7 protein-coding genes are annotated in these 7,015 nt (G+C 33.0%); 2 read left to right on the top strand and 5 right to left on the bottom strand.

All coding sequences use genetic code 11. The features are described from left to right. Positions 1 to 3 precede the first annotated feature (3 nt). From aroC to C8D70_RS16340, 3 genes are read right to left on the bottom strand one after another with little or no spacing between them, the layout of a single operon-like run. Positions 4 to 1,074: a chorismate synthase gene (gene aroC, locus C8D70_RS16330; RefSeq protein WP_110368019.1), complete on the bottom strand. Its 1,071-nt coding sequence runs from the start codon at positions 1,072 to 1,074 to the stop codon at positions 4 to 6. A 50-nt stretch (positions 1,075 to 1,124) separates the two neighbouring features. Next, entirely contained in the window at positions 1,125 to 2,759 is a 1,635-nt protein-coding gene (locus C8D70_RS16335) for an LIC_10190 family membrane protein (RefSeq protein WP_110368020.1), read from the bottom strand. A 56-nt stretch (positions 2,760 to 2,815) separates the two neighbouring features. After that, a complete protein-coding gene (locus C8D70_RS16340; protein ID WP_076595827.1) occupies positions 2,816 to 3,367 on the bottom strand; it encodes a glycine zipper domain-containing protein in 552 nt (183 codons plus the stop codon). Positions 3,368 to 3,613: 246 nt separating this feature from the next. Between C8D70_RS16340 and C8D70_RS16345 the strand changes: the two genes are divergently transcribed. Then, the gene (locus C8D70_RS16345; RefSeq protein WP_110368021.1) at positions 3,614 to 4,054 is read left to right on the top strand and encodes a hypothetical protein; all 441 of its coding nucleotides are present in this window, start codon (positions 3,614 to 3,616) and stop codon (positions 4,052 to 4,054) included. A gap of 337 nt (positions 4,055 to 4,391) precedes the next feature. Here the strand turns inward: C8D70_RS16345 and C8D70_RS16350 are convergent, their stop codons facing one another. Together C8D70_RS16350 and C8D70_RS21335 are read right to left on the bottom strand one after the other, a co-directional pair. Beyond that, on the bottom strand, positions 4,392 to 5,225 hold the full coding sequence (locus C8D70_RS16350) for a glycosyltransferase family 2 protein (RefSeq protein ID WP_228408049.1): 834 nt from the start codon (positions 5,223 to 5,225) through the stop codon (positions 4,392 to 4,394). A gap of 987 nt (positions 5,226 to 6,212) precedes the next feature. Further along, entirely contained in the window at positions 6,213 to 6,656 is a 444-nt protein-coding gene (locus C8D70_RS21335) for a CPBP family intramembrane glutamic endopeptidase (RefSeq protein ID WP_110368023.1), read from the bottom strand. A gap of 60 nt (positions 6,657 to 6,716) precedes the next feature. On the opposite strand from C8D70_RS21335, the gene C8D70_RS16365 reads away from it, so the two are divergent. After that, positions 6,717 to 7,015, top strand: a 299-nt coding sequence (locus C8D70_RS16365; protein ID WP_110368024.1) for a transposase, incomplete at its 3' end; no start/stop codon positions are given.

Genomic DNA, 7,015 nt, shown 5'->3' on the forward strand with positions numbered 1-7,015 from the left:
ATGTTAAAAATTATTGATGTTTCTTGTTTTATTGATCAAAAACAGGTCTGCCAGTACAAATGCAGCAAGACCTTCCACTACAGGAACGGCTCTTGGAACTACACAAGGATCGTGGCGTCCTTTTCCTTCTACAATAACTGGGTTTCCATCTTTGTCAATACTGTCCTGAGGTCTCAGAATAGTAGCCACAGGTTTGAAAGCTACACGGAAATAGATATCCATTCCGTTGGAAATTCCGCCCTGGATACCTCCTGAAAGGTTAGATTTTGTAGTGAAATCTGTATTGAAAGCATCATTATGCTCTTTTCCTGTCATTTTAGCCCCGCAGAAACCGCTTCCATATTCAAAACCTTTGCAGGCATTGATGTTCAGCATTGCTTTTGCCAGCTCAGCCTGAAGCTTTGAAAATATTGGTTCACCAATTCCTACAGGAACATTTTTAATCACACAGGTGATAGTTCCTCCGATGGTATTTCCTTCTTTTTTGATTTCTTTGATTCTTGCAATCATCTTTTCTGCCGTTTCAGCATCGGGGCAACGAACATCATTGCTCTCTGTTTGGGAGAAATCTAAAGCCTGATAAGGCTTTTCACAGAAAATATCACCTACAGAAGATACATAAGCGTTGATCTCAATGTCCGGTAAAAGCTGCTTGGCAAGTGCCCCTGCAACTACCCAGTTCATTGTTTCTCTTGCAGAAGATTTTCCGCCTCCGCGATGATCCCTGAACCCAAATTTCTGATCATAAGTAAAATCAGCATGACTTGGACGATACGCGCCAGCAATATGATCATAATCCTTTGATTTCTGATTTTCGTTTTCGATGATAAAACCGATGGGCGTACCTGTTGTTTTTCCATCAAAGATTCCGGAAAGAAACTTTACAGTGTCACTTTCTTTTCTTTGTGTAACGATTGCCGACTGGCCGGGCTTTCTTCGGTTCAATTCGTACTGAACATGATCGAGATCTACCGCTAAACCTGCCGGAAAATTATTGATGATACCGCCATAAGCCACTCCGTGACTTTCTCCAAATGTTGTAAGACTAAGAAGATTACCTAATGTGTTGAACATGATACAAAATTACCTTTTTTTCTTCAGATAATAAAGTTTCTGGATTTGTTCTATTTATCAATGTTTTCGATAGTATTGATAACCTTTTGGGCTTCCACTTGTTCTTCTGATGTCATTTTTTTCCAGATAAATCCTTTTTTGATGTCATTTTTATCCGAAAGTTGTGGAAAAATGCCTGTCTTCACATTATCGAAAAGATAAGCCGGAGTAATGGACGGAAGCGGAGTGTCAAAACTATAAGGATAATGGTGGGACACATTAAATTTAAAATTTCCTACTTTATAGGTATCAAACTTTTCATATTGGTAAGTTGAAGGCTTGTAAATCTGTTCTTTTTCAAATCCGGTCATGAATGTTCCGACTCTGAAACTCGGAAGATAACTCTGAATAAATTCAGGAAAAGATAATATAGAAATAAAGAATATACTTAAGACTGAGAAAACGAAAACTGCTTTCTTCCGGTCAAAATATTCATGGAAGATAACAAAGAATATCACAAAAAAAACATCGATAAAAAATCTGTATTGTGCGGAAAATATCAAAACCAATATACTTTTCATCAATAACGAAATACAAATCAGGGTGATGAGTTTTCTCTTTTTTACCCAGGCAAATACTGAGAAAATAACCAAACTCAAAACAAAGAGAATATTGATTTTAGATTTTATTCCATCCAAAGAAAACCAGTTTCTGATATAATCTGCAGTTGAAAATTTTTGAATTTCTTCATAGGTATACTGCATATCATAGGTTTTCATGATGGCAAATTGTGAGGAAATTTTTAAAACTTCAGGATTAGGTTTCCAGAATATTCCTACATCACCTAATGCTAACGGAAAGATGGGGTATCCAAATGTCCAAAGGTTTTTAATGAAGAAAAGCAGGAGAATGATTATTCCTGAAATGAGGTATCTGAAATTGGCTTTAAAAATAAGAAGTGAGCTTAGGAAAGTCAATACAGGCAGCCATATCATGGTTGGTTTTATGGCAAAAACAAATATTGAAAATGCAAAAAGAAAAGTAGTATTTTTCTGTCCTGCCATAATTTCATTTAAAATAATCAATGAAAAAATAATAACAGGGAGATCAGGGCTTGGAGATTGTGAAAAAAGCAGTAACACCGGAAGAAAGCAAAGATGTATCCAGTTTCTTTTTTCAACGGTATATAATGTATAGATGATTAACAATACTGTATTGATTCTTAAAAAAGGATCCGAAAAGTTTGAAAATCCAGCCTGAAAAACATGCCAGAGAGACATTTGGCCTAATGTAAGGTCTGTGTTGGAAATTCCTCTTACAAGTCCATATTCAGTAAGCCATTTCAATGTGGGAATATAATATCCAAAATGATCCAATATATAAGGATAGAAAGAGCCTGCGAATATTACAGCCAGAGAGCTTACACTCAATACTACAAAATCCTTTTTTGAAAATTGATGAAATTCCTTGTAAAGTTTCTTTTTAAAGAAAAAGAAGAGTCCCAATAGAATGGAAGGTACTTCCACGCTCATATTTAAGGGAGTGAAAAAAGAAATAATTGTCCATATCAGGGTTATTCCAAGGATTCCGGATAAAATTTTTCCAGAGATTCCCTGAAATAAAATTCCCCATATTGTTTCCATGATCTTTCCCCAGCCCGTAAGGACAGGAATGATGAAAACGGAAGAAAACAGAATCAGTATCATAAAAAAAGATTGCTTAAAAGTAAGCAATCTTTGTATTTTATCATTAAAAATATTTATTAACGGGGTTGTACTCTTCCATCTTTTCTATCCTGTGATCTACCAATAGTATACCCGGTTGCACCTCCTACAACACCGCCAATAACAGCACCCAGTCCTCTGTTTTTCTTAGCAACTATGGCTCCGACAGCAGCTCCACCTACGGTACCAATGACAGTTCCCTTGGCTGCTTTACTCCATCCTTTTTTCTGAGTAGTTCCCTGGGAAGTACCACTTCCGTTATTGGCATAACTTCCGTTGCTGCTTCCTGAACCGGAATTTGAGTTTCTGTCTCTATACACTGTTCGTGTTTCTCTGATCACCTGTGGTTTTGAATTATTTTCAGCCGACGCTCTGGCTTTTTTGCTTTCTGATACACTATCTGCTTTTTTTTGAGCCTCATATACCATTTTTTCCTTTTCTATTGCCAGTTTTTGTTTTTCTATTTCAAGTTGTCTGGCCTGAAATTCAAGTTTCTGTGCTTCCAGTGACTTTTCTGCAACGCTGTCATCTTTCTTGCAGGCCGTCATTAAAAAGACGGATAAAAACCCTGCTAATACTATCTTTCTCATAATTCAAATTTTAATACCGTAAAGCCAAAATGACTTTTAATTTTAGTTGTATTTTCAATTATGAAGCCAAATTTCAGTTAATGAATGTTAAAATTAACAGTCTGAAAAGTAAAGTAATTTTGAATAATCATGAATTTTATATTGATAATGCGTAGTTTCAGAGTATTTTGTAAATTTTATTTCATTGATAGTTTTTATTAAATTCATATAAGTTGAGTATTTTTGAATACCAAAATACTTTTTAATATGAAAAAATCAATTTTTACAGTATCAGCACTGATTGGACTGCTTACTGTTGCAACATCGTTTTCCTCCAGGGAAATAACACAGACCTATAAAGGTTATTCAGGAGCAGCAGATGAAACGCTCAAAACTCAGACTTACAAGATACGTTATGGTCTTCTTTCAAAAAACGGAACAAAAATTCTCTCAGGAAATTACGATGTAGGAAGTTTTCTTGCTGAAAATATAGCGACAGGGGAAGTGTATGATACTTATTACAGTGGTGGATTTCAGTCTGTCCCGCAATATTATCATGGTCTTCCTGCAGGAACCTACACTTTTTCTGCAATGCAGGGGCAGGGTGGCTGGGTAGGTTATGGAACAATAGTTGCTACAGTTTCTGACGCTAATGTAGATTCTGATGGATATATTACAGTGTACATTCCAATCATTTGGGATGAATAGTCTTGTGAACAAACAAATATTTAACTAAATTTACCCATCCAGAGATGAAGATTAAATCTGAATTGCAAAACTTTTAATAATATAAAATTATATTTTTATTGATCTTCAGGATGCCGTTTGATTCTTAAAGAAATTATTCATTCTTCTGTTCCGTTACTGTATAATGTTTTCTGGTTAGAAATGTAATGGTATAATGATCATTTTGAATGATTCTACAATATTCTGTTTGGATTTTTCTAAATAGATTTTTTTCATCATTTGTGTTTTTTAGGCCTCCTTCTGGAGGCCTTTTCTTTTGATATATAACCAAAGGCTGCTCAATTTGAACAGCCTTTGGTTATATATTATCTAAAGTAACTTTTATTTTACTGATAAGACGATGCATTCTGTTGGTCTGGTAGTTCAGGAGTTTAAAAATTTCATCTGAACTTGTGAAAACCTCAGGGATAATTTTATGATTAATAGTTTTTATTCCCCGCCTTTTCATGGTGTCATGTATCACTCTTGCAAATGAATCTTTTGAACTTTGCTTTGCCTTATCCTGAGAAATTCCATTAGAATGAAGCCTGTACAGATACAGAGGTTCTTTCAGGTATTTCACTCCTCCCTGTTCCAGTATTTTCAGATAAAGATCCTGGTCTACTGCATTTTTCAGATTGGGATTAATTCCCGGAGTCCTTACATAGGCTTCTCTTTTAAAAGTAAAAAAATGAGCTAGCTGAATAGGATAGTTAAAGAAATAACGGTTGTTATAAATTTGTTTAGTGCCAGTATAAATTTTTTCCGGAATCAGACTTTCATTACAAAGCATCATTTTAGAATATACTGCTGAAAGATCATCTCTGTTCATAAATTCCAGTACGACCTTTTCCAGTGCTTCCGGATAAATAGCATCATCAGGATCAAGATAAGCGCATAGATCTCCTTGAGCATATTTCATGCATTTTGCTTTTGTAGACCCGCAACCTTCATTAGTTGCATTATGATAAAGTTTAAAACGGGAATCATTTTTGATCAGAGACTGTATGATCTCAACCGAATCATCTGTAGAAGCATCATCAATGATAATTGCTTCCCAGTTTTTATAGGTTTGGTTAATTAATGATTGATAGCATTCCTTGAAATACTTTCCATTATTATAGTTGGCTACAAGTACAGAAAAACTTATCACGATTTATGGAATTAATAATGTAAAATTATAAAATTATACGTGTGAAACATATAATCATAATCATTATATGTTTGTTATTTTTTCTTATATTATTGCGAAATAAAATAATTTCTTGGGTTTTTAGAATAATGGTATTTTATCAGGCATAAGGATCATACCCCTATAGATTTTGATTACTGTCTTTTTTTGAGAAATAAAGTATCTAGCCTCCAAATTCTGTATTTAAAAGAAATAATAATTTTATGATTATACTCATAAAATAAAAAAAAAGAGGTGTATATCTTTGGCTAAGAATTAATAGATAAAATAATTTTTATCTATGATATAAAATTTTTTTCATCATTTGTGTTTTTTGAGGCCTCCATTTCTGGGGGCTTTTTATATAAAAAACTTATATGATATTTTAATGTTGATCTTCAAGAAATTTTTTATAAATTTTTTGTGTCTTGAGATTAATATTTTTTTGGATGAATATGTCTAGTGTGTCAATTTGTTATTGAAAATACTTTTTATGACAGATTAGCTATTTTATTTTTTTTATGTACTGAATGTAAATTTTATTTTATTAAAATGTAAATTATTTTTTTTTTAATACTTTTGCCGGAGCATTATATTTATATGAAACTATTAAATATAATTATGAAGAGGTTTTTAAGGTATCTGTAAAATCCGTTTTAAATGTTAAATTGGTGAAAATGGTGCTGCAACAAGAAAATGACTTTTTTTCTCTAAATCGTTATTCTTGGCACGATTTTTCAATATAGAAATGTAACTCATGTTTAATTTGAGTTTTCATGGTTATTAGTTTTTATCCTCGGAATTTCCGGGGATTTTTTTTTGGCTGTTATGACGCTGCTCATAAAAGTCTGCTGGAATCCTCTATTTTTGAAAGAGATAATTTTCCTATTGATCATTATCTTTTACATTATTTATTAATCTCTTTTTTGACCAGGAAGAGCTTGTTTTATATTATTAATAAAATAAAAGTTACATTATAAACAAGAAACCATAAAGGTCGAATAAAGCGTGGAAGAGTACTGCTATAATAAAACTGTAATTAGTAATGTGCTTGTAATAGTAAATATAAAGGTTGTTGAGGATAATGCCTCCAAAAAATGTCATCACAATATAGAGCCAATTATAGTAATGCATTGATGCGAAAATGATACTCATAATGATGATGCAGAATGCTTTATTGTTGAGCCTTATCCATTTGCTTAAAATCAAGTAGGGGAGATGCTGAAATATAAAAGTTTCAATAAAAGGAGCAATGAATATAGCAATAAAGTTTAGTTTGTTTTTTGAGATATTTTGAGACTTATTATAATTGATATCAAAATGTAAGTAGGTGTCATTAATATAATTGAAGAAATATCCGTTTAAAACTGCTAAGACAAAAGAAATCAGAAAGAAAACGAACAGCTTTTTCATAATAATATCGGATCAGTCTCAAAAGTTGGGGGGAATGTTAAGTAGCTTTATCTTTGCCTAATGTTAAGCGATCACGAACTTCTTAAATTATTACTTCCGGAATTTTTAGTTCAGCACTTTGATATCCTCAAAGCAGAACCTTATGATGCAGAACTTCATATCTATTTTGAAGAAAAAAACAGCATCCCTGATGAATTCAAAGAAAGACTACTGGAATCTAAGGGCTTTTTACCTGAAATTATTGTAGATGATTATCCATTACGTGGTAAAATCGTAAAACTCCATGTGAAAAGAAGAAGATGGACTGATAAATCCTCTGGTGAAATTCTTCAAAGAGACTGGCAGCTGGTAGCGAAAGG

The sequence above is a fragment of the Chryseobacterium sp. CBTAP 102 genome (genome assembly GCF_003201365.1).
Taxonomy (GTDB): Bacteria; Bacteroidota; Bacteroidia; order Flavobacteriales; family Weeksellaceae; genus Chryseobacterium; species Chryseobacterium candidae.